Below are 24460 nucleotides of genomic sequence, written 5' to 3'. Positions count from 1 at the left end.
TGTAGGACTCCAGTCGGCACGCCGTCGATCCATCGCCAGGTCTGACACGACGTCACCGAAGTCGAACATCACGTCGGCATCGGAACCGCCACCACCCGCCCGCGGCCGCCACGGACCCGAGGTCGGCAGCTACCGAAACCGCTCTGAACAGCGAAAACACAGGCGAAGACAACCTTCTAGGCTCGCTAGGAGATCCCCATGAAGATGCTGATCAACGTTCCGGAATCCGTGGTCGCGGACGCGCTGCGCGGAATGGCCGCCGCTCACCCCGAACTGACCGTCGACGTCGAGAACCGGGTGGTCGTACGGCGGGACGCGCCGGTGGCCGGCAAGGTGGGCCTGGTGTCCGGCGGCGGGTCGGGGCACGAGCCGTTGCACGGCGGGTTCGTCGGACCCGGGATGCTCTCCGCGGCATGTCCCGGCGAGGTGTTCACGTCGCCCGTGCCCGATCAGATGCTGCGGGCGGCTGCCGCCGTGGACAGCGGCGCGGGTGTGCTCTTCATCGTGAAGAACTACACCGGCGACGTGCTCAACTTCGACATGGCGGCCGAGCTCGCCGAGGACGAGGGCATCCAGATCGCCAAAGTGCTGGTCAACGACGACGTCGCCGTCACCGACAGCCTCTACACGGCCGGGCGGCGCGGCACGGGCGCGACGCTGTTCGTGGAGAAGATCGCGGGCGCCGCAGCCGACGAGGGGCAGCCGCTGGAGCGGGTCCAGGCGGTCGCCCGGCAGGTGAACGAGAACTCCCGCACCTTCGGCGTCGCGCTGAGCGCGTGCACCACGCCCGCCAAGGGCAGCCCCACCTTCGACCTGCCGCCCGGCGAGCTGGAGCTCGGCATCGGCATCCACGGCGAGCCGGGCCGGGAGCGGCGGGCGATGATGACGTCCGGGGAGATCGCCGACTTCGCGGTGCAGGCGATCCTGGACGACATGACCCCGCGCAACCCCGCCCTCGTCCTGGTCAACGGCATGGGCGCGACGCCCCTGCTGGAGCTGTACGGCTTCAACGCGGAGGTGCAGCGGGTGCTGACCCAGCGCGGGGTGGCCGTCGCCCGGACGCTCGTCGGCAACTACGTCACCTCCCTCGACATGGCCGGCGCCTCGGTCACCCTGTGCCAGGTCGACGAGGAGCTGCTGCGGCTGTGGGACGCGCCGGTGAAGACGCCGGGCCTGCGCTGGGGCATGTGAGGCGGAAAAGCAGGGCAGGCAGCCACCGAACCGACACGCAAGGAGACCCAGTGCTCGACGCCGACTTCTTCCGCCGTTGGATGACGGCGACCGCCGCGTCCGTCGACCGCGAGGCGGAACGGCTCACGGCCCTCGACTCGCCCATCGGGGACGCCGACCACGGCAGCAACCTCCTGCGCGGGTTCACCGCGGTGACCGCGGCGCTGGAGAAGGAGGGGCCGCAGACCCCGGGCGCGGTCCTCGTCCTCGCCGGGCGCCAGCTCATCTCCACGGTCGGCGGAGCCTCGGGCCCCCTGTACGGCACGCTGCTGCGACGGACCGGGAAGGCGCTCGGGGACGCGGCGGAGGTGAGCGAGGAGGAGTTCGCGCAGGCGCTGCGGGCGGGCGTGGACGCCGTGATGCAGCTCGGGGGTGCCGCGCCGGGCGACAAGACGATGATCGACGCGCTGGTGCCGGCGGTGGACGCGCTCGGTGACGGTTTCGGCGCCGCCCGGACCGCGGCCGAGCAGGGCGCCGAGGCGACGATCCCCCTCCAGGCACGCAAGGGCCGGGCCAGCTACCTCGGGGAGCGCAGCATCGGGCACCAGGATCCGGGGGCCACCTCGTCCGCCCTGCTCGTCGCGGGGCTCGTGGAAGCCGAGGGGAAGTGAGGCGAAGGTGAGCGACGAGAAACTGGTCGGGATCGTGCTGGTCTCGCACAGCGCCGCGGTGGCGACCGCCGTGGCGGATCTGGCCCGGGGGCTCGCGGGCGGCGGCGCGGCCGTGCCGGTCGCCGCGGCCGGGGGCACCGAGGGCGGCGGGATGGGCACCAGCGCCGAGCTGGTCGCCGCCGCTGCCGCCTCCGTCGACCGGGGCGCCGGCGTCGCGCTCCTCACCGACCTGGGCAGCGCCGTCCTCACGGTCAAGGCGCTGCTCGCCGAGGGCGACGAGCTCCCCGCGACCGCCCGCCTGGTGGACGCCCCGTTCGTCGAGGGCGCGGTGGCCGCGGTGGTCACGGCGGCGACGGGAGCCGACCTGGACGCGGTGGAGGCGGCGGCCGTGGAGGCGTACGACTACCGGAAGGTGTGACGGGCCGGGAGGTGTGACGGGAGGCCGGGACGCGTGACGGGAAGCCTGGAAGGTCCGAGCGCGTTCCGGGCCGGCCTCCGGGTCAGCTCAGGCCCTCCGCGGCGACGGCGAGGGCCGAGCGGAGGGCGTCCGCGAGCCCGGCGCGGGCCGTCGCCGGGTCCGTGGCGGGGTCGGCGGTCCGCCACGCGTGGTGTTCCACGGCGGAGCGCGGGGCCGCGTTGAACATCGCCGCCTGGATCGCCGGCCGGCACGGCGTGGTCGGCCTGACGAAGTCCCTCGCGGTGATGTACCGGGGCAAGCGCATCCGCGCCAACGCGATCGCACCGGGCGGCACGAGGACGGCGATCGGGGTGGACGTGGATCCGGCGGCCCACGGCCCGGCGGCACTGGGCCCGCACTTCGTCAACGTCGGCCGGCTGGCCGAGCCGGAGGAGCAGGCCGCCGCGATCGTGTTCCTCGCCTCGGACGCGGCGAGCAACATCAACGGCGTGGTCCTGCCGGTGGACGACGGCTGGTCCGCCGTCCGACGCCCCACCCCCACCCCCGCAGACGTCGGACGGCCACTCGGCTCCCCGGCCGTCCGGCCTCCGGCGGGCCGCACTACTCCTCCTCCCCCACCCCTTCGTCGGCCTCGGCGAGCGCGGTCCGCTCCGTCTCCTGCGCGTCCTCGGCCCCGGCGGCCCCGTGGCCGCCCCGGGCTTCCCCGCCCTCCTGCCCACGGGCCGCTCCGGCCGCCGCCGTCCGGTCCGCCGAACTTTCGCCGGCGGCCGCCGGCTTCGGCCGTCCCGACGGCAGGGCCGCCGACATCTCCGGGCCCCACCGTCCCGACGGCAGCGCGGACACCTCGGGGCCCCACCGTCCCGACGGCAGCGCCGACACCTCAGGGCCCCTCGGATACCGGGCCGCCGTCCCGGCGTCCATCGGCGCCACCGGCGCCGCCGGCCGCCGCTCCGTCCGCACCACGGCCCGCACGAACGCCCGGGCCAGCCGCTCCCCCGTCTCCATGGCGGACACATGGCTCTCGATGGGCGTGGCGCGGGAGTCCTTGAAGACGATGTAGGTGACACCGGACGGGGTGCCGCCGCCGTGCGGGTCGGGGCGGATACCGAGAGCCGCCGCGGTGGCGTAGGAGGCCTCGCCGATGATGTCGGGCGGTCCCACGTCGCCGACGACCGCGTACTGCACCCGGTCCCGGTAGACGACCGCCGCCACCGACCCTCCGCGCACCCCGTGCTCGCGGTGGTTCCAGACGTCGCTCACGTCGGGCACGACGATGTAGGGCAGTGTCTCGGCGCTCAGATAGCGGCCGTCGGACTGGGTGAAGGCCGTGGTCTCGGAGAACAGCGGGTCGACGCCGCTGTTGCAGTGCGGGCCGGGGCGGCCGTCGCAGTCGATGTCCATGTCGGCCGTCCAGAAGACCGCCTCGGGGGTGCCGCAGACCGGGACGGTCGCGGGCACGCCGTCGTCCGTGCGGTAGCGGCTCCGCGAGACGGGGGCGCAGTCCCGCACCCGGGCCAGCAGGTCGGCGGCGTGGACGGAGCCCTCCTGCCGTATCGCGGGCGGCCCGGGGGTGCCTTGCGTCTGCCGGACGGCGGAGGGGACGGAGCTCGGGGCCAGCAGGGCGAGGCCGGCCGCGGCCAGGGTCAGCGACTGGGCGCGCACGGTACGGGACCCTCTCGTGGGACGGTGACGGACACTCAGCCCAATCTGGTGGGGGTCGCATTCCGGGGCCATTCCGAGGGGGCCGTACGGTGCACGCTTCTGACGGCCCGACAGTGGCCGGGGGGCCGGCGCCGTCTCGGGCTCCGGCCCCCCGGCCACTGCGCCGGCGCGGGATCAGCGACGACAGCGTTCCGCGCCACCGGCCCGAACACAACCGCCCTCAGGGAGAGTTCGGCCGGGAGGAACATCAGCATACGAAACTTTCCCGAGCCGTCACGCAACCCCCGCCCCCGTACCGCCGTCTTCGTTCGTTCACCGTCTTGCCGTGCCCGCACGACCGCGCCATATTGGTCCGGACCATTGCCGCCGCGCCGGTTCCGGGAGGCGAAGCCGTGCGACGCGTGACGCTGTGCGCGTGGGTGCTGGCCGTGTCGTGCGGGTGCGCGGCCGGCGACGGTGACGACGGGCGGGCGCCCGGCGCTCCGACGGGGGTGACCGCACGGGCCGGGAGCGCGACCAGCGTGCACGTGATGTGGAACGCCGTCGCGGCGGACCCGCCGGTCGGCGCGTACGAGGTGTACCGGGGCACCACGAAGGTCGGCGACGTGCCCGGCTCCGCGCACATGCTCGACGTCGTGCGTCTCGCGCCGGCCACCTCGTACGTCTTCACCGTGCGGGCCCGTGACGGCGAGGGCCGGCTCGGGCCGCCCAGCCGGCAGGTCCGGGCGACGACACCGGCGGCGGCTCCGGCGGACACCTCGGCGCCGACCCGCCCGGGCGAGGTCACCGGCCGGGCCGCCGGAAGCCGGGCGGTCCAGCTGTCCTGGTCGGCGTCCACGGACGACCGCGAGGTGGTGTCGTACGAGGTCTACCAGGGCGGGACCCGCATCCACAGCGTCGGCGGGACCCAGACCGCGACGGTCGTCACGGGGCTGCGGCCCGGCACCCGTTACTCCTTCACCGTCCGCGCCCGGGACGCCGCCGACCATCTCTCCCCGGCCGGTGCGGCCGTGCGCGTGACCACCCCGTCCGACGCCGGCGGGGGAGGCGGCACGGCGCCCGCGGGCTTCCGTGCCACGACCCGGCACGCGGCCGACGGGGCGTACTACATCGACCTGTCGTGGGTGGCGCCGCGGGTGGACGGCGTGGTCACCGAGTACGGGATCCAGCTCGACGGGGCGGTGGCCACCTCGCTGGTGTGGGGCGGTCCGCCGCCGCGCGGCCGGGCGGCGTACAGCTTCTACGCGGGACGTGAGAAAGGGGTCACGCACCGGGTGCGGCTGCGGGCTCGGCTGCCGGACGGGACCTGGGGGGCGTACTCGGCGGAGCGGACGGTGACCACGGGGGCGCCCGGCTGACGCCTGGGCCGTCCGAAGGAATCCGTCACCTGCCCGGATGCGGTCCGGGTGCGCGACACCACCGGGGCACGTTGGCTTCCTCTGAGGCAGCACGGGCGTACCCGACCCTCGGCGGCGCACGGGATGTACCGCCAACCGTGCCGCCGGAGGACATCCGATGCGCACTTCCCTTCTTCTTCTCCGCTCAGGAATGACCGTGGCAGCCGCCGCCGCGCTGTCGCTCGCCCTGACCGCGCAGCCGGCTGCCGCGGTCTCCGGCATCTCGGTGAGCACGACCGGCACCACGGTGTCCGTGGTGACCAGCGCCTGCGCCCAAATCAACGGCAACTGGGGCACCGCGGCCCTGCTCAACAGCAGTCAGGCGAGCTTCGCCCAGGGGCGCCAGGTGGCGCTGTCGGGGACGGCCGTCAGCCAGTCCGCCGCCTGGTCTAGCGTGTCCCCGGGCACGTACACCGTGATCGTCATGTGCTCCAACGGCAACACCGCGGGCACCCAGTCCGTGATCGTGTCGACCCCGCCCACCCCGACGGTCTCCCCCAGCGTCTCCCCGACCGCGACCGCCTCGCCCTCGCGCGGTGTCATGGGCGGCCTCGGCGGCGCGGCCCGCGACGTCGGCCCCGTGACGATGGGGGTCGGGGGTGCGCTGGTGGGCGTGGGCGTCATCGCGGCGGCCTGGTTCCTGCGCCGCCGCTCGAAGCCGTACCGCCTCTAGGTCCCCTCCTCCACGACGGGGAGTTCCCGCAGGGCCTCGGTGAGCCACTGGGTCCAGAAGGTCTCCAGTTCGATGCCGGCGCGCAGGACCAGGTGCTGCAGCCTGGCCTGCGCGCCGGTGTCGCCGGGCGGGAAGTCGCGCTTCTCGATCCGCTCGTACTCGGCCAGCTGCCGCCGGTGCAGGTCGAGATGGCGGCGCAGGTCGGCCTCCAGACCCGCGGTGCCGACGACCGCCGCGGCCCGCAGCCGGAGCAGCAGCGTGTCGCGGTGCGGCTTGGGGTCCTGGGACGCGGCCGTCCAGCGGGCCAGTTCGGCGCGGCCCGCGGGCAGGACCTCGTAGGCCTTCTTCTGCCCGCGGGCCGGCTGCTCGGCGGGCAGGGCCCGGATATGGCCCTCGGCCTCCAGTTTTCCCAGCTCGCGATAGATCTGCTGGTGCGTCGCCGACCAGAAGTAGCCGATCGACTTGTCGAACCGGCGGGTCAGGTCGAGTCCCGACGACGGCTTCTCTAGCAGGGCGGTGAGGATCGCGTGCGGGAGTGACATGGGGTCATCCTAGGGACGTGCCCCTGCGGGCCTACAGTGCCGCCGCCAGCTCGGTGCCCTGCTTGACGGCGCGCTTGGCGTCCAGTTCGGCGGCCACGTCGGCGCCGCCGATGAGGTGCGCGTTCACGCCGGCGGCCAGCAGTGCCTCGTACAGGTCGCGGCGAGGGTCCTGGCCGGTGCACAGCACGATGGTGTCGACCTCCAGGACCGTGCTCTGCTCACCGACGGTGATGTGCAGGCCGGCGTCGTCGATGCGGTCGTAGCGCACGCCCGGGACCATCGTCACGCCCCGGTGCTTGAGTTCGGCGCGGTGGATCCAGCCGGTGGTCTTGCCGAGGCCGGCGCCGACCTTGGTGGTCTTGCGCTGCAGGAGGTGGACCCGGCGGGGCGGGGCGGGGCGTTCGGGGGCCGCGAGACCGCCCGGTGCCGTGTAGTCCGTGTCGACGCCCCACTGGCGGAAGTACGCCGCCGGGTCCTCGCTCGCCTTGTCGCCGCCGTCGGTCAGGAACTCGGCGACGTCGAAGCCGATACCGCCCGCGCCGAGGATCGCGACCCGGTCGCCGACGGGCGCGCCGTCGCGCAGGACGTCGAGGTAGCCGACGACGCTCGGGTGGTCGACGCCGGGGATGTCGGGGGTGCGCGGGGTGACGCCGGTGGCGACGACCACCTCGTCGTAGTCGCCCAGGTCGGCCGCCGTCACCGGCGTGCCGAGGCGTACGTCGACACCGTGCGCGTCGAGCTGGTGGCGGAAGTAGCGCAGCGTCTCGTCGAACTCCTGCTTGCCGGGGACTTTGCGGGCGACGTTGAGCTGGCCGCCGATCTCGCTCGCCGCGTCGAACAGGGTGACCTCGTGGCCGCGTTCGGCGGCGCTCACGGCGCAGGCGAGACCCGCCGGGCCCGCGCCGACGACCGCGACGCGCTTGCGCAGCCGGGTCGGGGACAGGACCAGTTCGGTCTCGTGGCAGGCCCGCGGGTTGACCAGGCAGGAGGTGATCTTGCCGCTGAAGGTGTGGTCGAGGCAGGCCTGGTTGCAGCCGATGCAGGTGTTGATGGCCTCGGGTGTACCGGCGGCGGCCTTGTTCACGAAGTCCGGGTCGGCCAGCATCGGACGGGCCATGGAGATCATGTCGGCGCAGCCGTCGGCGAGCAACTGCTCGGCGAGTTCCGGGGTGTTGATGCGGTTGGTGGTGACCAGCGGGACGGACACCGCGCCCATGAGCTTCTTCGTCACCCAGGTGTAGGCGCCGCGCGGCACGGAGGTGGCGATGGTGGGGATGCGGGCCTCGTGCCAGCCGATGCCGGTGTTGATGATGGTCGCGCCGGCCGCCTCGACGGCCTTCGCGAGGGTGACGACCTCGTCGAGCGTGGAGCCGCCGGGCACCAGGTCCAGCATGGACAGCCGGTAGACGACGATGAAGTTCTCGCCGACCGCCTCGCGCACCCGGCGCACGATCTCGACGGGGAAGCGCATGCGGTTCTCGTACGCGCCTCCCCAGCGGTCGGTGCGGCGGTTGGTCGGGGCGGCGATGAACTCGTTGATGAGGTAGCCCTCGGAGCCCATGATCTCGACGCCGTCGTACCCGGCCTGCTGCGCGAGGCGGGCGGTGCGGGCGTAGTCGTCGATGGTGCGCTCGACGTCGGCGTCGGTCAGCTCGCGGGGCGTGAAGGGGCTGATGGGGGCCTGCAGGGGGCTCGGCGCCACCAGGTCGCGGTGGTAGGCGTAGCGGCCGAAGTGCAGGATCTGCAGCGCGATGCGGCCGCCCTCGCGGTGCACCGCCTCGGTGATCTGCCGGTGCTGCTCGGCCTCCTCGTCGGTGGTGAGCTTGGCTCCGCCCTCGGCCGGGCGCCCCTCGTCGTTGGGGGCGATGCCGCCGGTGACGATCAGGCCCACGCCCCCTCGGGCGCGGGCGGCGTAGAACTCCGCCATGCGCTCGAAGCCGCGGTCGGCCTCCTCCAGGCCCACGTGCATCGAGCCCATCAGGACGCGGTTGGGCAGCGTGGTGAAGCCCAGGTCGAGCGGGCTCAGCAGATGCGGGTAACGGCTCATGGCGGCCTCCGTGCGCGGCGTTGGTCGCCTCCAGTTCTAGAGGACCGCACACGGTTTATGCAACTAGTTGCACAATCACTGCCCGGGGGTGTGCCGCACCTCACCCGCCGTGCGGCACACCCGCCCGCGCCTCACCTGCTCTCGAGAAGGACGTGCAGCTCCCGCTCCTGGTCACCGGAGGCCGAGGAGAGGTCGCGCACGGCGAAGAGCGAGTCCAGCGTGGAACGCAGCCGCTCGATGGCCCAGTAGCCGCCCTGCGCGTCGGCCTCGACGGAGGACGACAGCCGGGCCGGCGGCGGACAGGAGTGGGTCTCGGTGACCTCGAACGTGCCCAGCCACACCATCGGGCGGCTCTCGTGGAGTTGCTGCGGCACCTCTTCCGGGCCCCGGTCGGACTCGAAGCAGGTGCAGAGCGCGTCGAAGACGATCCGGGCGTCCTCCTTGCTGCATCCGCTGATCTCGAGGGAGACGGGCTCCTCGTGCAGACGCTCACGGTCCATCGTGATCGCTCCTCTCATGGCGGTGGCACGGCGGTGCGGGTTCCCCGCACGCCGCGCCACATCCCCAGAAAAGCACCACTTTCCGGGCGCCACCAGTGACGGCCGGCAGAGACGGCCGGCACGGTCAGCTCTTGGTGAAGCGGTACGTCTTGCTGTCCGTCAGCACACAGAAGCCGGGCGACACCACGATCACGCGCAGGGTCGCGGTACGGCGGTCGTAGTCGATGCCCTCCGCCTCGAAGGTCCCCGAGCAGGAGCTGCGCAGCGGCAGCGGGCGCAGGGCCGTGACATGGCCCGTGACGTCGGAGGTGCCGTCGGGCGCGGCCGACAGGTCGACCTGGAGGAGGGGCCTGGTGATGCCGAAGAGCGTGCCGGCCGGGTCGTCGGAGGAGCACAGCAGGGTCGTCGGCCCGGTGAAGTCGCAGCCCTGGACATCGCGTACGGCGTGGTCCAGGCGGACGGTCGACACCTGCGGCAGGTTCGCCGAGGGCGAGGTGGCGGAGTTGGCGCCCGGGGTCGGGAGGACGAGGAAGCGGGTCATGGTGCCGTACTCGCCCGACAGCATCCACTGGCTGTCCGGGGTGATGGCCACCCAGGAGTTGTTCAGCGCCTCTCCCTGTCCCAGCGCGTGGACGTACTCCGACCAGGTGCCGCCGGGCGCCTGCACCCGGTACATCTTCGAGGTGCCCGAGTCGCTCTGGTAGGGCTCGACGTAGTTGCCGCCGTAGGAGGCGTCGGGGTCGCCGACGTGGTTCCAGCCGCGGCCGGAGACGGAGAGGGGGATGGTTCCGATGCCGGTGTACCGGTTGGCGCTGCCGGCGGGGACCTCGACGGAGGTCAGACCCTGGCTCTCGGTGAGCGGGTCGGCGCGGTCGGAGCCGGTCTCGGTCCAGGTGCCGGCGGCCGAGGCGGGCGGGGCGGCGAGGAGAGCGGCGGCCGTCGCGGTGGCCAGCGCGACGAGGGCGGTGCGGACCGCATGGCGGCGGGGCCGGGCGGGGCGCAGGGGCATGCGGGGGCTCCTCGTGGGGGGGCGGGGCGCAGTCGGCGGACAGTCTGGCGCGACGCGGTCGTCATGTACAGACCAATTCGATGGACGGGGCCCGTCCTTGAGGGGAACAGCGGTCGCCGCCGTACTGGAGGAAGCATGGAGAAAAGTGTCCGGAGCCGTGGGAGAAGAGGGTTGAGCGCGGTAGAACAGGGGGAGTCGGCACGGGGGACGACGTGCCGCGGCGACATGCGGAGGCGGTGCGTGGCATGAGTGCAGCCGGATCGTCCTCGGCCTCGGGTGGTGGGCCGGTCGGGCCCAGTGGGCTGCTGGACGTGCTGAACGTCGCCTCGGTGGTGCTCGACACCGAGGGACGCATCGTGCTGTGGAGCCCCCAGGCCGAGGAGCTGTTCGGATACTCGGCGGCCGAGGCCCTGGGGCAGTACGCGGCCCAGGTGATGATCCACGAGCGCCATGTCGACCTGGTCGTCAAGCTGTTCGCCGACGTCATGGCCACCGGACAGAGCTGGGCGGGCGCGTTCCCGGTCCGGTGCAAGGACGGTTCCACCCGGATGGTGGAGTTCCGCAACATGCGGCTCGTCAACGACCGGGGCGACGTCTTCGCGCTGGGTCTCGCGGCGGACCAGTCGACGGTGCGCCGGCTGGAGCGGGACGTGGCGCTGTCGACGCGGATGGTCGCGCAGTCACCCATCGGTCTGGCCGTCGTGGACACGGAACTGCGCTATGTCTCGGTCAACGAGGCGCTGGCCCGGATCAACGGCGTGCCGCCGAAGGACCACGTCGGCCGCAGGATGCGCGACGTGCTGCCCGCGGTGGACGCGGACGCCCTGGAGGCGGCCGTGCGCGACGTGCTGCGGACCGGGGTGCCGCTCGTCGACCGGTCCACGGTCGGGCGCACCGGGGCGGACCCGGTCGAGGAACACGCCTGGTCGCTCTCGCTGTACCGGCTGGAGGACTCGCGCGGCACGGTGCTGGGCGTGGCCGCCTCGGTCATCGACATCACCGAGCAGTACCGGGCGGGCGTGGAGGCCGAGGCGGCCCGGCGCCGGCTGGCCGTGATCGCCGACGCCTCCGCGCGGATCGGCACCACGCTGGACCTGGAGCGCACCGCCTGCGAGCTGGCCGAGGTCGCCGTGCCGGAGCTGGCGGACGTGGCCACGGTGGACCTGCTGGACGAGGTGGTGGCGGGCCGGCGCTCCGGTCCGCGGCCCACCGAGGCGGCGGCCATCCGCTCCCTTGCGGTGCGGGCCGTCGACGCGCCGGAGGTGCTGCGGGCCGCCGACCCGGCCGGGCGGGTGGTCCGCTACGCCCCCGACCAGCTGATCACCGAGTGCGTGCGCACCGGGCGGCCCGTCATGGTGACGCAGGTCAAGGACGAGGACCTGGCCCGCATCGCGCCCTCCCCCGAGGCGGCCGGTCTGCTGGCCCGGGCGGGCGTGCACTCCTACCTGGCCGTACCGCTCATCGCGCGGGGCGAGGTGCTCGGCGCCCTGGATCTCAAGCGGATCCACAACCCGCTGGCGTTCGGCCGGGACGATCTGCTGCTCGCCCGGGAGCTGGCCGCCCGCGCCGCCGTGCAGATCGACAACGCCCGCTGGTACCAGAACGCCCGTACGACCGCGCTCACCCTCCAGCGCAGCCTGCTGCCCAGCCATCCGCCGGTCACCGGCGGCCTTGAGGTCGCCTCCCGCTACCAGCCGGCGGGCGCCACCACGGAGGTCGGCGGCGACTGGTTCGACGTCATCCCGCTCCAGGACGGCAAGACCGCGCTCGTCGTCGGCGATGTGATGGGCAGCGGTATCGACGCCGCCGCCACGATGGGCCGGCTGCGCACCGCGACGACCACGCTGGCCTCCCTCGACCTCGACCCGGCGGTGCTCCTGGAGCACCTGGACAAGATCACCGACGGCCTGGACCACTCCATCGCCACGTGTGTGTACGCCGTCCACGACCCGCGGCTCGGCAGGTGCCGCATCGCCAACGCCGGGCATCTGCCGCCGGTCCGGGTGCGCCCGGGCCTGCCGCCGGAACTGCTCGACCTGCCCACGGGCGCGCCGCTGGGCGTGGGCGGGGTGGCCTTCTCGACGACCGACGTCGACTTCACGCCCGGCGACCAGCTCGTGTTCTACACCGACGGCCTGGTGGAGACCCGGCTGCACTCCCTCGACGAGCGTCTGGACGCGCTGCTCGCGCTCCTCGGCGATCCCGGGCGCCCGCTGGAGGAGCTCTGCGACCATCTGCTGACCGCGCTGCACCACCCCGACAACCACGACGACGTGGCGCTGCTGGTGGCCCGGGCCCGCGGATGAGGGCGCGCGGGCGGGGACGCCGTACGCCCCGATTCACAGGCATTTATTACCTCTTCCTTACCGCACTCCTCCGACAATCACAGTGAGGAGTGCCCGTCGTGCCCGCCTGCCGGGCCGAGGAAGGTGAGCCGAATGCACGAGCACGAGCATGAGCAGCGGCCGGACCGGGTCGAGGTGCTGTCGGGGACGGGCGGCGAGGAGCGGTCGGCCTCCCCGCGCGCGCTGTGGCGGCGCCGCTCGGCACGCGGGCGGACGGTGATCGCGGCCACCGCCGTCGCGGTCCTGGCCCTCGGCGGCACGGTCGCCTACGCGGCCACGTCGGGCGGCACGTCCGGTGGTTCGCCGTCCGCGTCCCCCTCGGCCTCGTCGTCCCCGGAGGATCCCGGTGGCCGGCACGGCCGCGGCGGCCCTTGGTCCGGCTTCGGGCTGGGCGGCGACGCGGTGCACGGCGAGGCGACCGTCAAGGACCGCGACACCGGCGAGTGGGTGGTACGGGTCTGGCAGCGGGGCACGGTCGAGAAGGCCGACGGCGACCGGGTCACCGTGAAGAGCGAGGACGGCACCTCGTGGACATGGACGGTCGGTCCGGACACGCCGGTGCGCGCCGACGGCACGTCCGGTTCCGGCGCCGACGCGCTGAAGAAGGGCGACACGGTCGTCGTCGTGGGGTCCCGTTCCGGCGACACGTACACGGCGGCCCGGGTCCTGTCCGGCGACTTCCGCGACCGGGGCCCGGACCGGGACGACGGCCGCGGCGGTTTCCCGGGGCACGGCCCGTGGGACCGCGGGGACGACCGCTCCCCCAGCCCCACGGGCAGCGGCGCCGCTACCTGACCCTGGTGCCGACGACGACGTGGGCGTACCGCTCCCCGTCCTCGGCCAGGCGCGCGCTCAGACCGGCACGGGTGAAGGCCCCGACGGCGTCCGGGGCCTGCCGTTCGCTGGTCTCGACCAGGAGGATCCCGCCCGGTGCGAGCCACTCGGGGGCCTCGGCGGCGACCCTGCGCAGCACGTCGAGGCCGTCGTCGCCGCCGTCCAGGGCGGTGAGCGGCTCATGGTCGCGCGCCTCCGCCGGCAGCAGGGGGACCTCGTCGGTGGGGACGTAGGGCACGTTGGCGGCCAGGATGCCTATCCTGCCGCGCAGCCGGCCGGGGAGCGCCTCGAACAGGTCGCCCTCGTGGGCGTGGCCGCCGGCGGCGGCGACATTGGCGCGGGCGCAGCGCACGGCCGCCGGGTCGATGTCGGCGGCGTGCAGTTCGACCTCGCCCAGCGCGGCGGCGAGGGCCGCGCCGACCGCGCCCGAACCGCAGCACAGGTCCACGACGACGGACGTGTGCGAGGCGTGCGCGAGGGCCTGTTCGACCAGGAACTCGGTGCGGCGGCGGGGCACGAAGACGCCGGGTTCGACGGTGATGCGCAGCCCGCGGAACTCGGCCCAGCCGACGACGAGTTCGAGAGGGTGACCGGCCACGCGGCGCGTCACCATCGCGTCGCGTTCGCCGGGCGTCCGGGCGGCGGAGAGGATCAGCTCCGCCTCGTCCTCGGCGAAGACGCACCCGGCGGCGCGCAGCGCGGCGACGACGGCGTCACGGGAGGGGAAGGAGGCGGGCGGGGAGAACGGAGGCATGGAGAGCCGAGAGCCTTTCGGGAGTCGAAGGGCGCTCCCGCGTGAGCCTACGGGCGGCGATCCACGCCGCTCCGAGGGGAGAGCACCCCACCTGACACTGCGGTGATGGGTCCCACCTCCTCGGTCCGGCACGGCTGGGTACCTCCGCAGCCGGACGATCACCCTACCCCAACGGGGACGGCCGAAGGCCGGCACTCAAGTTGTACTGTGCAACCGGAGGAGCGAGGAGGAGCGGACATGGTGGACGCAGCCGAGGCCGTGGAGACCATCCAGCGGGAGATGACGGTCTTCGCCCGCCGCGCCCGCGCCTCCGCCGGGCGGCTGCATCCCGAGCTGTCGCTGGTCTCGTACACCCTCCTCGGCCATCTGGAGGAGAGCGGCGGCTGCCGGGCCACCGACCTGGCCGCGCACTACGCCCTGGACAAGTCGACGGTCAGCCGCCAGGTCGCGGCCCTGGAGCGGGCGGACCTGGTCGAACGGCGGCTCGACCCGCAGGACCACCGGGTGCACGTCCTCCATCTCACCGAGGCCGGCCGGCGCATCCTCGCCCAGGTCACCGAGAGCCGCCGCGCGGCCTTCCGGGAGCGGCTCACCGGCTGGCCGCGCAAGGATCTGGAGCGGTTCGCGCAGTACCTGGTGCGGTACAACGCCTCGCTCCCCGACGCCGGCTGACCCCGGCGCCGGGTCACACCGGCCGGTCCCGCGCCGGCGCGGCCCACCCCGGCGGACCCTCGCCGCCGTGCGGCGCACGGCGGCGGCGCCCCGCCTGACGGCACCGGAGCCGCCGCCCGCCTCCTACGGCACGAGAGCCGTCGGCCGCTCCGGCACCCGCGCCGCCAGGAACGCCGTTCTGCGGCGCAGGCGGAAGCCCAGGGACTCGTAGAGCCGGACGGCACCGGTGTTGCCGGCGCCGGTGTGCAGAAAGGGGGTCTCCCCGCGGGCGCGGATGCCGTGGGCGACGGCGAGGACCAGACGGGTCGCGAGGCCCTCGCCACGGAAGGCGGGGTCGGTGCAGACCGCGCTGATCTCGGTCCACCCCGGCGGGTGGAGGCGCTCGCCGGCCATGGCGATCAGGGCACCCTCCCTGCGGATGCCGAGATACGTGCCGAGTTCCACGGTGCGCTGCTCGAAGGGGCCGGGCCGGGTGCGGGCGACCAGGTCGAGCATCTCGGGGACGTCGGCGGGGCCGAGGCGGACCGCCTCGGGGTCAGGGGCCGCGGCCAGCCCTTCGTCGACGAGCTGGACGCCCTCGACCCGGAAGGTGATCTCCCAGCCCTCGGGGACCTCGCCCCGGAAGCCGGGCAGCGGGACCTCCGCGCCGGGCCCGGCGAGAGCCGCGAGGTCCGCCCAGTCGTCGGCGTCCGGCTCGTCGGGCAGCGCCAGCCAGGGCGAGACGTCCGCCGGGTAACGCAGCACACGGCCCCGGCGCTCGGCGAGGTGCGCGTGCGGGCCGGTGAGGGAGGCGAGGGCGGGATTGTCCAGGACGTGACGCCGTGCCGGGCCGCTCATACGCCCGCCCCGGTCGTGCTCACTCCCCTGTCCCCGGCGTGGCCGGCCGCGGAACCGGCGGGGTGCCCGCCCGCCGCGCGTACCGCGGGGACCCCCTGGCCGGGGCCCGGCCGGGGCCGGTCGACGTCCACGAGCGCCTCGGTCTCCGGGCCGCCGTACCGGGTGAAGACGTACGCCTTCGGCATTGCTCCCACTCTCCTTCGGCGCCGCCGGACCGCCGGGTCCGGAACGACACGTCCAAGGAAGATCGCCGAAGGGCTGTTCCCCGGGCGGCGCACTGTTCACACGGGCTTGACGATCGGCGGGCGGGGGTGGTCCGGAGCACCGCCGGCCTGCCCGTACGGTGGTATGCGCAAGCAACCGTCACCCTCACGCTGGAACCGCATGAACGTCACCCGAGGCTTCACCGGCCGCCCCCGCGCCGACCGTCCGGGGCTGCCCCCCGGCCAGTACGACGCGGGCGACGACTGGCCCGTGCTCTCCGCGGAGGTCACGCCCGACCTCTCCCCCGCCGACTGGACCTTCCGGATCGACGGGCTGGTCGCGGCGGAGCGGACCTGGGACTGGGACGAGGCGCACGCTCTGTCGGAGTCCGCGTACGAGGGCGACATCCACTGCGTGACCGGCTGGTCGAAGTTCGGGGTGCGGTTCTCGGGTGTGCCGCTGGACGCGTTCCTCGACGTCGTACGTCCGGACGCGGCCGCCACGCACGCCGTCGCCTACTCGCACACCGGATACACCACGAACCTGCCGCTCGCGGACCTCACCGGCGGACGGGCCTGGATCGCCTTCGCCCACGACGGGAAGCCGCTGGCGCCCGAGCACGGGGGTCCGGCGCGGCTGCTGGTGCCGCACCTGTACTTCTGGAAGAGCGCCAAGTGGATCGCCGGCCTTCGGCTGCTCGACCACGACGAGCCGGGCTTCTGGGAGCAGAACGGCTACCACGGGCGGGGCAACCCCTGGGAGGAGCAGAGGTACTCCGGTGACTGAGACGTTCCCCTCCACCGCCTTCACTCCTCCGACCCGGTTCGCGGTGCCCGGCCGGATCGAGGTGAGCGACCGGACCGCCGCCGTGTGGCAGACGGCGACGCTCACCGGGATCCGCCGTGAGACCCCGCACGCGGCGACGTTCCGGTTCGCGGTGCCGGCCTGGGCGGGGCATCTGCCCGGCCAGCACCTGCTGCTGCGGCTGACCGCCGCCGACGGCTACACCGCCCAGCGGCACTACTCGATCGCCTCCGCGCCCGACGACGACGGGCACCTCGAGCTGACCCTGGACCACGTCGAGGGCGGCGAGGTCTCCGGCTGGTTCCACACCGTGGCGAGGCCGGGCGACCGGGTCGAGGTGCGCGGTCCGCTCAGCGGCTTCTTCGCCTGGCCCGGCGACCGGCCCGCGCTGCTGATCGGCGCGGGCTCCGGCGTCGTACCGCTGATGTCGATGGTCCGGCACCACCGGGCCCGCGGCCTGGAGGTCCCGCTGCGGCTGCTGGTGTCCGCGCGCAGCCCCGAGGAGCTGATCTACGCCCGGGAGTACGGCGCGGAGACCACGCCCGTCTTCACGCGCGGCGCGCCGGCGGGCGTGCCGGTGGGCCGGCTGACGGCCGCGCACCTGGCGCCGGTGCTCAGGGAGCGGCCGCCGGGCGGCTGGGAGGCGTACGTGTGCGGGTCCAACGCCTTCGCCGAGCACGCGTCGCGGCTGCTGGTGGCGGCCGGGCAGCCGGTGGACCGCATCCGGATCGAGCGGTTCGGCTGAGCGGTCCCGCAGCCCACCCCGCCCCTGGTGGCGGATGTACTCCGATGGGGGTACCACTGAGGTGGGCACTCGCGTCAAGCGAGGAGGTCCGGCATGCGAACCCGGGTGCGTGGCTGGCGCTGGCGGAAGAACCCGCTGCGGCGCCGGTCGGATGTGGTGGAGGCGTGGACGGCGCTGGTCGTCGCCGTGCTGCTGCTGGTGGCCGTGCCGCTGGCCGGGGCGGTCGCGGGGCGGTGGGCGCACGACGAGGCGCGGACGGCCGCGGCCGCGCAGCGGGCCGAACGCCACCGGGTGCGGGCGGAGGTGGTGGGCCGGGTGCCCGAGAGCCTGCCGTCGGCGGACGGGGTACGGCAGCGGACGTACCGGGTGACCGTGCGCTGGACCCCGCCCGGCGAGCGGGCGCGGACGGTCGAGGCCCGGGTGCCCGAGGGCACGCACCGGGGTGACGTGGTGGACGTGTGGTTCGACGCGCGGGGACGGAGCGTTCCGGCTCCGCCGGGCCGTACGGCGGTGTGGCAGCACACGCTCACCATGGGCGTGTGCGCGGCGGGCGGGACGGCCGCCGTGGTGCTGCTCGGGCACTCGGTGGTCCGCCGGGTGGCGATGCGGCACCGGCTGACCGAGTGGGACCGCGCGTGGGATCGTACGGAACCGGAGTGGACGCGGCACAGGCCCCCCGCGTGAACGCCGTCGGCCCGGGGGCCGCGGGGCCGGGCGAGGTGTCGGGACAGGGGCCGCGCCGGGGACCGGGACAGGTCTGACGAGGGGTTCCGTGGAGCCGCCGACGAGGCCTGGCCAGGGGTTGGGTGAAGCCGCCGACGGGGTCTGGCGAGGGCTCCGGGGAGGAACGTACGGTGTGATCATTCGTATGGCCACTTAACAAAAGGCGGTCTTCATGGCCCTGTTCGACCTGTCCCTCGAGGAGCTTCACGAGTACCGCAGCGCGTCCCCCGAGCCGGAGGGGTTCGACGCGTTCTGGTCCAAGACGCTGCAGGAGGCCCGCGAGCACGACCTGGACGCCCGTTTCGAGCCGGTCGAGACCGGGCTGGCCACGGTCGAGGTCTACGACGTGACGTTCGCGGGGTACGGCGGCCACCCGGTGAAGGGGTGGCTGAAGCTGCCGGCCGCCGCCGAGGGACCGCTTCCGCTGGTCGTGGAGTTCATCGGGTATGGCGGCGGGCGGGGGCTGCCGCACGAGAACCTGCTGTGGGCGTCGACCGGCCGCGCCCACTTCGTCATGGACACCCGGGGCCAGGGCAGCGCCTGGGGCGGCGGCGGTGGCACCGCCGACCCGGTGGGCGGCGCGCCGTCGTACCCCGGCTTCATGACCCGGGGCATCGACGCACCCGAGAACTACTACTACCGGCGGGTGTTCACGGACGCGGTGCGCGCGGTGGAGGCGGCCCGCTCCCACCCGCTGACCGACGCGAGCCGGACCGTGGCGCTCGGCGGCAGCCAGGGCGGCGGCATCACGATCGCCGTCGGCGGTCTGGTGCCGGACCTGGCGGCGATCGCCCCGGACGTGCCGTTCCTGTGCGACTTCCCCCGCGCCACGACGCTGACGGACCGTCACCCGTACCGTGAGATCGGCCTGTTCCTCAAGACGCACCGCGGCCGCAGCCAGGACGCGCTGCGCACCCTCTCGTACTTCGACGGCGTCCACTTCGCCTCCCGGGGCACGGCGCCGGCCCTGTTCTCGGCGGCCCTGGAGGACCAGACGTGCCCGCCGTCGACCGTGTTCGCCGCGTTCCACGCCTGGGCGCACGAGGACAAGACGATCGAGGTGTACGACTTCAACGACCACGAGGGCGGCGGCCCGTACCAGGAGGCGGCCAAGGTGCGCTGGCTGCGCTCGTACGCCTGAGGTCGCCCGCCCGAGGTCCGGGCGCCCGGGACGGCCCGCCCGAGGCACCGGAAGCGGCGCACCCCTTCCCTCCAGTCCGACCAGTCGGTACGTTCGGGAGGCCCGGGCCGCACCGTCGCGGTCCGGGATACCGGCGGACCACGGAGGGCCCATGTCCGAGCACGTGCCCCAGGTGCACGGCCACTGCGACGCGCGTTTCGCGGCGGTGCGCACGGCGTTCGAGGAGAATGTCCGGGACCGGGGCGAGCTGGGCGCCGCGGTGGCCGTCACGGTCGACGGCGTGACGGTGGTGGACCTGTGGGGCGGCTGGGCCGACGCCGCGCGCACCCGCGCGTGGGAGCGGGACACGCTGGTCAACGTCTGGTCGACGACCAAGGGCCCCACGGCGCTGTGCGCGCACGTCCTGGCCGACCGGGGGCTGCTCGACCTGGACGCCCCGGTCGCCGCGTACTGGCCCGAGTTCGCGGCCGCGGGCAAGGAGAACGTGCTCGTACGGCACCTGCTGTCGCACCGCGCCGGCCTGTCCGGACTGCGCGAGCCGCACACGCTGGAGCAGCTCTACGACTGGGAGGTGACGACCGCGCGCCTCGCGGCCACCGAACCCTGGTGGGAGCCGGGCACCCGCTCCGGCTACCACGCCCTCACGTTCGGCTTCCTGGTGGGGGAGGTGGTACGGCGGGTGTCGGGCCTGCGGCCGGGCGCCTTCCTGGAGCGGGAGGTGACCGGGCCGCTCGGCGTCGACTTCCGCCTCGGGCTGCCGGAGAAGGAGGCCGGGCGGGCGGCCGAGCTGGTGCATCCGCCGGCCGTGCCGTCCAGCGAACAGGCCGCCGTCTTCGCCCAGTTGGCGCCCGCGGCCGTCGCGGCCCTGACCAATCCCGTGGTCGGCGCCGCCGAGGCCAACTCGCCCGGCTGGCGGGCCGCGGAGATCCCGGCCGCGAACGGCCACGGCACGGCACGGGCGGTCGCCGCGCTGTACGGCGTCCTCGCCGGGCGCGGCTCCCACGGCGGTCGCCGCATCCTGTCCCCGGAGGCGGCCGAGCGGGTGCGCGAGGGACAGGGCGGCTGCCGGGACCTGGTGCTGGGCGCCGGTTTCGAGCACGAGACGGAGGTCGCACTGGGCCTGTGGCTCAGCGGCGCCAACGGCTCCTACGGGCCCAACCCCCGCGCGGTCGGCCACGACGGCTTCGGCGGCTCCTGCGGGCTCGCCGATCCGGAGGCGGGGGTGTCGCTGGGCTACGTGATGAACCGGATGGGGCCGCGGATCGCCGACGACCCCCGCAAAATGGCCCTCGTCGACGCCCTGTACAGCGTGATCTGATCACCGCCGGTGCCGACGGCGCCGTCGTGCCCACGCCGTCTCGCCCGAGTGCGGCGCGGGCGCCCCACCCACGCCAGCGTCAGTCCACCCGTCGCGCCTCGACCATACGGACCCGCGGGCTTCCGTCGCTCCTCGTCCCGAATCCGGGCAGCGCACGGAGGTCCACGCGGAACCCGGCGCGTTCCAGCTCGCGCCGCACCTCGCCGAGACGGAAGGCCCGGTAGTACATCACGAACGGCGGCCGCCACACGGCGTTGCGCACCCGCATCACGGCGTCGAAACCGAGGAGCATCCAGAAAGCCGGGGAGGACGGACGGGGCGGGGCGAGCACGGGGAACGCGAACCGGCCGCCCGGCCGCAGCACCCCGTGCACCTGGGCGAACAGTCCGGGCAGTTCGCGGGGCAGGAAGTGCCCGAACGCGCCGAAGCTGACGACCAGGTCGAAGGCGTCCGTGAAGGGCAGGGCTCGGGCGTCCGCGCGCACCCAGGACACGCGCGCTCCCGTCGCCGGCGTCCGCCGTCGGGCCTCGTCGAGCATGCCCGCGCTGAAGTCGACGCCGGTCACGCTGCGCCCGCAGACCGTCGCCAGGACGTCCATCCCGGCGCCCGTGCCGCAGCACAGGTCGAGTCCGTCGTCGCAGGGGCCGGACTCCTTCAGGGCCGAGGCGACCGCGGCCAGGACGGAGTCCGGGGTGCGGAAGGGCGTGTGGTCGAACTTGGGCGCGAGGAGGTCGTAGCCGTGCTCGACGGACGACAGGGCCTGGACGGCGAGTTCGCGCAGCGTGGGGCCTTCGGGACTGAACATCGCCCTCAGCCTACGGCGGCACGGCGCTTCAGGAGCAGGAGTGCGCGCTCGCACCAGCGCACGTTCTCCTCCTCGAAGGCGATCCCGGCCATCAGGGTGAGGTACGGCCCGATCCGGTCGGCCTCGACCAGGTACTCCTCCTCGGTGCGCCCGGCGAGCAGCCGCTCCCGGACGCGCTCGTAGCGGGCGAGTTTGCCGCGGGCCCAGCTACGGCGCTCCTCGATCAGCTCACGGCTCACCGCGGGGTCCACGCCGTCCGACGCCTGGATCTTGATGAGGAGTTCGTCGCGGATCGCGGTGGGCCGTCGGGGCGGGGCGGCGGCGAAGGCGCGCAGATCCGCCCGGCCGGCCTCGGTGAGGGTGAACATCCGCTTGTTCGGCCGGCGTTCCTGCCGCACCACCCGCGCCTCGATGAGACCGTCCTGGGCGAGTCGCTCCAGCTCCCGGTACAGCTGCTGCGGGGTCGCGGGCCAGAAGTTCGCGAGGGAGACGTCGAAGACCTTGGACAGCTCGTAGCCCGAGGCCTCGCCTTCCAGGAGGGCTGCCAGGACGGCGTACTTGAGGGACATGTGGACACGGTAGCAGCAGGTGATTATTCTCATCCGCACTTACTGAACAAATTGAGTATGAGGACGAGGTGATCCGATGCGCGCGTTCCGTGAGGCGGTCGAGGCCGGCGATCTCGCCGCCGTCGAGGCGCTGCTGGCCGAGGACGTGGTCTTCACCAGCCCGGTCGTGTTCAAGCCGTACCCCGGCAAGGCGATCACCGCCGCGATCCTGCGGGCGGTGTCCGAGGTCTTCGAGGACTTCCGGTACGAGCGGGAGCTCGCCGGGGACGCGGGCCGCGACCACGCGCTGGTGTTCACGGCCCGGGTGGGCGAGCGCACGCTCACCGGCTGCGACTTCATCCATCTCGACGACGACGGGCTGATCGACGAACTGACGGTCATGGTGCGGCCGTTGTCGGGTGCGCAGGCGCTGGCGGCGGCCATGGGCGCACGGTTCGACGAGATCGTGAAGGAGGCGGAGGCCCGGTCGGTCCCCGCCTCCTGACAGTCCGCGCGGCTCAGCCGACGGTGAGGGTGAGGGCGCCGGTGCAGGTGCTGCCGGGGGTGAGCGCGGTGACCGTGCCGTCGACCGTGAGGGTCACGGTCCCGCCGCGCGGCGCCTTCACGGCCGCGTCGTCGGCGAGGGTGAGGGAGGTCAGGTACGAGGTGCCGGTGACCGTCCAGATGGAACCGCTGTCCAGGGTCACGACCACGCCGTTGTTGACGGCCGGCTGCGCGGTGTTGGTGACGATGCCCAGCTCGTGGAAGGTGGAGGCGTCGATGGACGGCACCCGGTGCTTGGCGGCGGTTCCCAGGGATCGTGTGCGTCGTCGCACAGAGTGACCTGCCCGCCGTCGGATACATCGTCACGACGGCACGGGCGGAGGCACCTCGGGGTGCCCCTGCGCGCCGGGGGCCTGGACGTGACCTACCGGCATCTGGACGTGTCGTCGCCGGACGGCTGGGCGGCGCTCGCGCGCGAGCTCGACGTGGTCCACGCTCTGGTCAACAACGCGGGCATACCGGTGCGGGCCCGCCTCGGGGAGGTCGAACTCGCCGACTGGGAGCGGGCGTTCGCGGTGAACACGACCGGTGCGATGCTCGGTGTCCAGGCCCTCGCCCCGCTGATGCCGGACGGCTCGGCGATCGTCAACGTCGGTTCCGTCGCCGCTCTGACGGCCCATCACGCGGTGGCCTGCACGGCCAGCAAGTGGGCGTTGCGGGGCCTGTCGAAGGTGGCGGCGCTGGAGCTGGCGCCGCGCGGCATCCGGACGAACCTCGTGCACCCCGGTTACATCGAGACCCCGCTGATGGCCACCGCGAACCCGGTGTTCGTCGCGGCGCACCTGGCGATGACGCCCCAGGGCCGCGCGGGCTCGGTCGACGAGGTCGCCCGGCTCGTGGTCTATCTGCTGTCCGACGAGGCGTCGTACGTCAACGGCGCGGAGATCACCGTCGACGGCGGGTACGCGGCGCACGGCGGGGTGAAGGCGATCACGAACGCGCTGGACGCTCCGGTGGCCGACCGCTGAGGCGGGGGGTGCCGGCCACCGTGCCGTGAAGTCCTGCCCGGGCCTCAGTTCTTGAGGTCCGCCAGGGTCGTCCTCGTGTCCGTCTTCAGCATGTCCGACACCTCGTCGAGGGTCGGCGGGTCCGTGTCGTCGTCGTACGAGGAGTAGTAGGCGCTGTAGCTCATCGTGTACGTCACCCAGCCGTCCCGTACGGCGAGCGTCGCGTAGAGCGAACCGCTCGACGAACCGGAGGTGGTGTCGTTGCTGACGAGGTAGGCCTCGTCGCCGATGCCCGTGACGGGTTCCACGTCGTAGCCGGAGTGGCTGTCGCCGTAGTTCTTCCAGGAGGCCGTGAACTCGGGTCCGGGGTCGGTCTTCTTGTGCAGGTCGAGCTGGAGGTAGAGGTACGCGTCCGCGTAGGTCGACGTGGTCTTCTTCAGGCTGACGCTGCACAGACCCTCGTCGAGGGCGTCGTCCTCGAGCCTGTTGCGGGTCGGTGCGCCGTCGGTGTCGGTGTACTCGTCCTTGAAGGACGTGTAGTCGGCGGCGTTGCACAGGTTCGTGGGTGCCGTGTACCCGCGCAGGTTCGGATCGGCTCCGGTGCCGACGAGGAAGACTCCGGCCGCCCAGACGGCGGACGCCACCAGTGCGCCGAGGCCGGCCCACAGGACGGCTCGGCCGGCGCCGCCCCCTCGGGCGGGCGGCGGCCCGACCACGGGGTAGGGGGCCTGCTGGAGGTACGGATTCCCGGGCTCGGGCCGGGCCGGCTGACCGGGCTGGACGGGCTGACCGGGCTGGGCCGGCACGCCGACCAGGGTCGGCTGGGCGTAGACGCTCTGCGGGCCGGTCTGGGTCGCGGGCGCGGCAGGGGGGAAGCCCAGGGGGCCGCCCGCACCGGGCGACTGCGGATTCGGGTAGGGGTAAGCGCTCGGCTGGGCCGGGGCGTCGGACGGCTGTCGGGGCTGCTGCGGAGGCTCAGGCGGCGTGGACATGTCGTGAAGATAATGCTTTGATGGGAGTCAAGTCCCTTGACGTCCGTGATCGTTACGCTCTAGGGACATCTGCCGTAAACCTCGGAAGAGGCCGGGTTCTCCGACCCGGCCTCTTCTGCGTGCGGTGAGGGTCCGGGG

The 24460-nt window shown here is 73.8% G+C and carries 25 protein-coding genes and 3 pseudogenes; 16 read left to right on the top strand and 12 right to left on the bottom strand.

Annotation, left to right across the window (positions count from 1 at the left end; translation table 11 throughout):
- Positions 1-198 precede the first annotated feature (198 nt).
- The 4 genes and pseudogenes from dhaK to ACFY30_RS12285 form a co-directional block, all read left to right on the top strand.
- Entirely contained in the window at positions 199-1191 is a 993-nt protein-coding gene (gene dhaK, locus ACFY30_RS12300) for a dihydroxyacetone kinase subunit DhaK (protein WP_390845121.1), read from the top strand.
- A 50-nt stretch (positions 1192-1241) separates the two neighbouring features.
- The gene (gene dhaL, locus ACFY30_RS12295; RefSeq protein ID WP_390845120.1) at positions 1242-1841 is read left to right on the top strand and encodes a dihydroxyacetone kinase subunit DhaL; all 600 of its coding nucleotides are present in this window, start codon (positions 1242-1244) and stop codon (positions 1839-1841) included.
- A 7-nt stretch (positions 1842-1848) separates the two neighbouring features.
- Entirely contained in the window at positions 1849-2259 is a 411-nt protein-coding gene (locus ACFY30_RS12290; RefSeq protein ID WP_390845119.1) for a PTS fructose transporter subunit IIA, read from the top strand.
- Between the two features lie 206 nt (positions 2260-2465).
- A pseudogene (locus ACFY30_RS12285) lies at positions 2466-2783 on the top strand (SDR family oxidoreductase); the annotation flags it as partial.
- Positions 2784-3225: 442 nt separating this feature from the next.
- Here the strand turns inward: ACFY30_RS12285 and ACFY30_RS12280 are convergent.
- A pseudogene (locus tag ACFY30_RS12280) lies at positions 3226-3921 on the bottom strand (glycoside hydrolase family 75 protein); the annotation flags it as partial.
- 392 nt (positions 3922-4313) lie between these two features.
- Here ACFY30_RS12280 and ACFY30_RS12275 point away from each other — a divergent pair.
- Together ACFY30_RS12275 and ACFY30_RS12270 are read left to right on the top strand one after the other, a co-directional pair.
- Complete coding sequence (locus ACFY30_RS12275; protein WP_390845118.1) at positions 4314-5279, top strand: fibronectin type III domain-containing protein; 966 nt, start codon at positions 4314-4316, stop codon at positions 5277-5279.
- Positions 5280-5436: 157 nt separating this feature from the next.
- Positions 5437-5991, top strand: a complete 555-nt coding sequence (locus tag ACFY30_RS12270) for a hypothetical protein (protein ID WP_390845117.1) — start codon at positions 5437-5439, stop codon at positions 5989-5991.
- On the opposite strand, the gene ACFY30_RS12265 is transcribed toward ACFY30_RS12270, so the two are convergent.
- From ACFY30_RS12265 to ACFY30_RS12250, 4 genes are all read right to left on the bottom strand, one after another.
- Positions 5988-6533 (bottom strand): PadR family transcriptional regulator, encoded by a 546-nt coding sequence (locus tag ACFY30_RS12265; RefSeq protein WP_390845116.1) that lies wholly within the window; start codon positions 6531-6533, stop codon positions 5988-5990. The genes ACFY30_RS12270 and ACFY30_RS12265 overlap by 4 nt on opposite strands.
- A gap of 31 nt (positions 6534-6564) precedes the next feature.
- A complete protein-coding gene (locus tag ACFY30_RS12260) occupies positions 6565-8580 on the bottom strand; it encodes an FAD-dependent oxidoreductase (RefSeq protein ID WP_390845115.1) in 2016 nt (671 codons plus the stop codon).
- A 131-nt stretch (positions 8581-8711) separates the two neighbouring features.
- Positions 8712-9080 carry a hypothetical protein gene (locus ACFY30_RS12255; protein WP_390845114.1) on the bottom strand — a complete coding sequence of 123 codons (369 nt, stop codon included), beginning with the start codon at positions 9078-9080 and terminating at the stop codon, positions 8712-8714.
- Positions 9081-9204: 124 nt separating this feature from the next.
- A complete protein-coding gene (locus ACFY30_RS12250; protein ID WP_390845113.1) occupies positions 9205-10089 on the bottom strand; it encodes a hypothetical protein in 885 nt (294 codons plus the stop codon).
- Positions 10090-10334: 245 nt separating this feature from the next.
- Between ACFY30_RS12250 and ACFY30_RS12245 the strand changes: the two genes are divergently transcribed.
- Positions 10335-12395, top strand: coding sequence for a SpoIIE family protein phosphatase (locus tag ACFY30_RS12245; RefSeq protein ID WP_390845112.1), 2061 nt, complete (start codon positions 10335-10337; stop codon positions 12393-12395).
- 132 nt (positions 12396-12527) lie between these two features.
- The gene (locus ACFY30_RS12240; protein WP_390845111.1) at positions 12528-13229 is read left to right on the top strand and encodes a hypothetical protein; all 702 of its coding nucleotides are present in this window, start codon (positions 12528-12530) and stop codon (positions 13227-13229) included.
- Here the strand turns inward: ACFY30_RS12240 and ACFY30_RS12235 are convergent.
- Entirely contained in the window at positions 13222-14022 is an 801-nt protein-coding gene (locus tag ACFY30_RS12235) for a putative protein N(5)-glutamine methyltransferase (RefSeq protein WP_390845110.1), read from the bottom strand. The genes ACFY30_RS12240 and ACFY30_RS12235 overlap by 8 nt on opposite strands.
- A 240-nt stretch (positions 14023-14262) precedes the next feature.
- Between ACFY30_RS12235 and ACFY30_RS12230 the strand changes: the two genes are divergently transcribed.
- Complete coding sequence (locus ACFY30_RS12230; protein ID WP_390845281.1) at positions 14263-14694, top strand: MarR family winged helix-turn-helix transcriptional regulator; 432 nt, start codon at positions 14263-14265, stop codon at positions 14692-14694.
- Between the two features lie 123 nt (positions 14695-14817).
- On the opposite strand, the gene ACFY30_RS12225 is transcribed toward ACFY30_RS12230, so the two are convergent.
- Both ACFY30_RS12225 and ACFY30_RS12220 read right to left on the bottom strand, forming a co-directional pair.
- Positions 14818-15531 (bottom strand): GNAT family N-acetyltransferase, encoded by a 714-nt coding sequence (locus ACFY30_RS12225; RefSeq protein ID WP_390845109.1) that lies wholly within the window; start codon positions 15529-15531, stop codon positions 14818-14820.
- A 59-nt stretch (positions 15532-15590) separates the two neighbouring features.
- Positions 15591-15716, bottom strand: a pseudogene (locus ACFY30_RS12220) (NADP-dependent oxidoreductase); the annotation flags it as partial.
- A gap of 199 nt (positions 15717-15915) precedes the next feature.
- Here ACFY30_RS12220 and ACFY30_RS12215 point away from each other — a divergent pair.
- The 5 genes from ACFY30_RS12215 (at position 15916) to ACFY30_RS12195 (ending at position 20466) form a co-directional block, all read left to right on the top strand.
- Complete coding sequence (locus ACFY30_RS12215) at positions 15916-16521, top strand: sulfite oxidase-like oxidoreductase (RefSeq protein ID WP_390845108.1); 606 nt, start codon at positions 15916-15918, stop codon at positions 16519-16521.
- A complete protein-coding gene (locus ACFY30_RS12210) occupies positions 16514-17284 on the top strand; it encodes a ferredoxin reductase (RefSeq protein WP_390845107.1) in 771 nt (256 codons plus the stop codon). Before ACFY30_RS12215 ends, ACFY30_RS12210 begins: the two co-directional genes overlap by 8 nt.
- A 93-nt stretch (positions 17285-17377) precedes the next feature.
- Positions 17378-17968: a DUF3592 domain-containing protein gene (locus ACFY30_RS12205; protein WP_390845106.1), complete on the top strand. Its 591-nt coding sequence runs from the start codon at positions 17378-17380 to the stop codon at positions 17966-17968.
- Between the two features lie 211 nt (positions 17969-18179).
- The gene (locus ACFY30_RS12200) at positions 18180-19148 is read left to right on the top strand and encodes an acetylxylan esterase (protein WP_390845105.1); all 969 of its coding nucleotides are present in this window, start codon (positions 18180-18182) and stop codon (positions 19146-19148) included.
- Between the two features lie 151 nt (positions 19149-19299).
- On the top strand, positions 19300-20466 hold the full coding sequence (locus ACFY30_RS12195; protein ID WP_390845104.1) for a serine hydrolase domain-containing protein: 1167 nt from the start codon (positions 19300-19302) through the stop codon (positions 20464-20466).
- A 79-nt stretch (positions 20467-20545) separates the two neighbouring features.
- Here ACFY30_RS12195 and ACFY30_RS12190 read toward each other — a convergent pair whose 3' ends face one another.
- Together ACFY30_RS12190 and ACFY30_RS12185 are read right to left on the bottom strand one after the other, a co-directional pair.
- The gene (locus ACFY30_RS12190; RefSeq protein ID WP_390845103.1) at positions 20546-21271 is read right to left on the bottom strand and encodes a class I SAM-dependent methyltransferase; all 726 of its coding nucleotides are present in this window, start codon (positions 21269-21271) and stop codon (positions 20546-20548) included.
- A gap of 5 nt (positions 21272-21276) precedes the next feature.
- The gene (locus ACFY30_RS12185; protein WP_390845102.1) at positions 21277-21840 is read right to left on the bottom strand and encodes a PadR family transcriptional regulator; all 564 of its coding nucleotides are present in this window, start codon (positions 21838-21840) and stop codon (positions 21277-21279) included.
- Positions 21841-21916: 76 nt separating this feature from the next.
- Between ACFY30_RS12185 and ACFY30_RS12180 the strand changes: the two genes are divergently transcribed.
- Positions 21917-22324, top strand: coding sequence for a nuclear transport factor 2 family protein (locus ACFY30_RS12180; RefSeq protein WP_390845101.1), 408 nt, complete (start codon positions 21917-21919; stop codon positions 22322-22324).
- Positions 22325-22337: 13 nt separating this feature from the next.
- Here ACFY30_RS12180 and ACFY30_RS12175 read toward each other — a convergent pair whose 3' ends face one another.
- Positions 22338-22655, bottom strand: coding sequence for a hypothetical protein (locus ACFY30_RS12175; RefSeq protein ID WP_390845100.1), 318 nt, complete (start codon positions 22653-22655; stop codon positions 22338-22340).
- 60 nt (positions 22656-22715) lie between these two features.
- Between ACFY30_RS12175 and ACFY30_RS12170 the strand changes: the two genes are divergently transcribed.
- The gene (locus ACFY30_RS12170) at positions 22716-23351 is read left to right on the top strand and encodes an SDR family NAD(P)-dependent oxidoreductase (protein WP_390845099.1); all 636 of its coding nucleotides are present in this window, start codon (positions 22716-22718) and stop codon (positions 23349-23351) included.
- A 44-nt stretch (positions 23352-23395) separates the two neighbouring features.
- Here the strand turns inward: ACFY30_RS12170 and ACFY30_RS12165 are convergent, their stop codons facing one another.
- Positions 23396-24322, bottom strand: coding sequence for a hypothetical protein (locus ACFY30_RS12165; protein ID WP_390845098.1), 927 nt, complete (start codon positions 24320-24322; stop codon positions 23396-23398).
- Positions 24323-24460: the final 138 nt, after the last annotated feature.

The sequence above is a fragment of the Streptomyces sp. NPDC000345 genome, assembly GCF_042898825.1.
GTDB lineage: Bacteria > Actinomycetota > Actinomycetes > Streptomycetales > Streptomycetaceae > Streptomyces.
This window is presented reverse-complemented; position numbering and strand designations above follow the sequence as displayed.

Excerpts from the sequence above, each read along its gene's own strand:
- ACFY30_RS12255 (WP_390845114.1), bottom strand. The coding sequence starts at position 9,080 with ATGGACCGTGAGCGTCTGCACGAGGAGCCCGTCTCCCTCGAGATCAGC.
- ACFY30_RS12235 (WP_390845110.1), bottom strand. The coding sequence starts at position 14,022 with ATGCCTCCGTTCTCCCCGCCCGCCTCCTTCCCCTCCCGTGACGCCGTC.
- ACFY30_RS12185 (WP_390845102.1), bottom strand. The coding sequence starts at position 21,840 with ATGTCCCTCAAGTACGCCGTCCTGGCAGCCCTCCTGGAAGGCGAGGCC.
- ACFY30_RS12190 (WP_390845103.1), bottom strand. The coding sequence starts at position 21,271 with ATGTTCAGTCCCGAAGGCCCCACGCTGCGCGAACTCGCCGTCCAGGCC.
- ACFY30_RS12245 (WP_390845112.1), top strand. The coding sequence starts at position 10,335 with ATGAGTGCAGCCGGATCGTCCTCGGCCTCGGGTGGTGGGCCGGTCGGG.
- ACFY30_RS12200 (WP_390845105.1), top strand. The coding sequence starts at position 18,180 with ATGGCCCTGTTCGACCTGTCCCTCGAGGAGCTTCACGAGTACCGCAGC.
- ACFY30_RS12195 (WP_390845104.1), top strand. The coding sequence starts at position 19,300 with ATGTCCGAGCACGTGCCCCAGGTGCACGGCCACTGCGACGCGCGTTTC.
- ACFY30_RS12165 (WP_390845098.1), bottom strand. The coding sequence starts at position 24,322 with ATGTCCACGCCGCCTGAGCCTCCGCAGCAGCCCCGACAGCCGTCCGAC.
- ACFY30_RS12260 (WP_390845115.1), bottom strand. The coding sequence starts at position 8,580 with ATGAGCCGTTACCCGCATCTGCTGAGCCCGCTCGACCTGGGCTTCACC.
- ACFY30_RS12240 (WP_390845111.1), top strand. The coding sequence starts at position 12,528 with ATGCACGAGCACGAGCATGAGCAGCGGCCGGACCGGGTCGAGGTGCTG.
- ACFY30_RS12270 (WP_390845117.1), top strand. The coding sequence starts at position 5,437 with ATGCGCACTTCCCTTCTTCTTCTCCGCTCAGGAATGACCGTGGCAGCC.
- ACFY30_RS12265 (WP_390845116.1), bottom strand. The coding sequence starts at position 6,533 with ATGTCACTCCCGCACGCGATCCTCACCGCCCTGCTAGAGAAGCCGTCG.
- ACFY30_RS12250 (WP_390845113.1), bottom strand. The coding sequence starts at position 10,089 with ATGCCCCTGCGCCCCGCCCGGCCCCGCCGCCATGCGGTCCGCACCGCC.
- ACFY30_RS12215 (WP_390845108.1), top strand. The coding sequence starts at position 15,916 with ATGAACGTCACCCGAGGCTTCACCGGCCGCCCCCGCGCCGACCGTCCG.
- dhaK (WP_390845121.1), top strand. The coding sequence starts at position 199 with ATGAAGATGCTGATCAACGTTCCGGAATCCGTGGTCGCGGACGCGCTG.
- ACFY30_RS12225 (WP_390845109.1), bottom strand. The coding sequence starts at position 15,531 with ATGAGCGGCCCGGCACGGCGTCACGTCCTGGACAATCCCGCCCTCGCC.
- ACFY30_RS12205 (WP_390845106.1), top strand. The coding sequence starts at position 17,378 with ATGCGAACCCGGGTGCGTGGCTGGCGCTGGCGGAAGAACCCGCTGCGG.
- ACFY30_RS12180 (WP_390845101.1), top strand. The coding sequence starts at position 21,917 with ATGCGCGCGTTCCGTGAGGCGGTCGAGGCCGGCGATCTCGCCGCCGTC.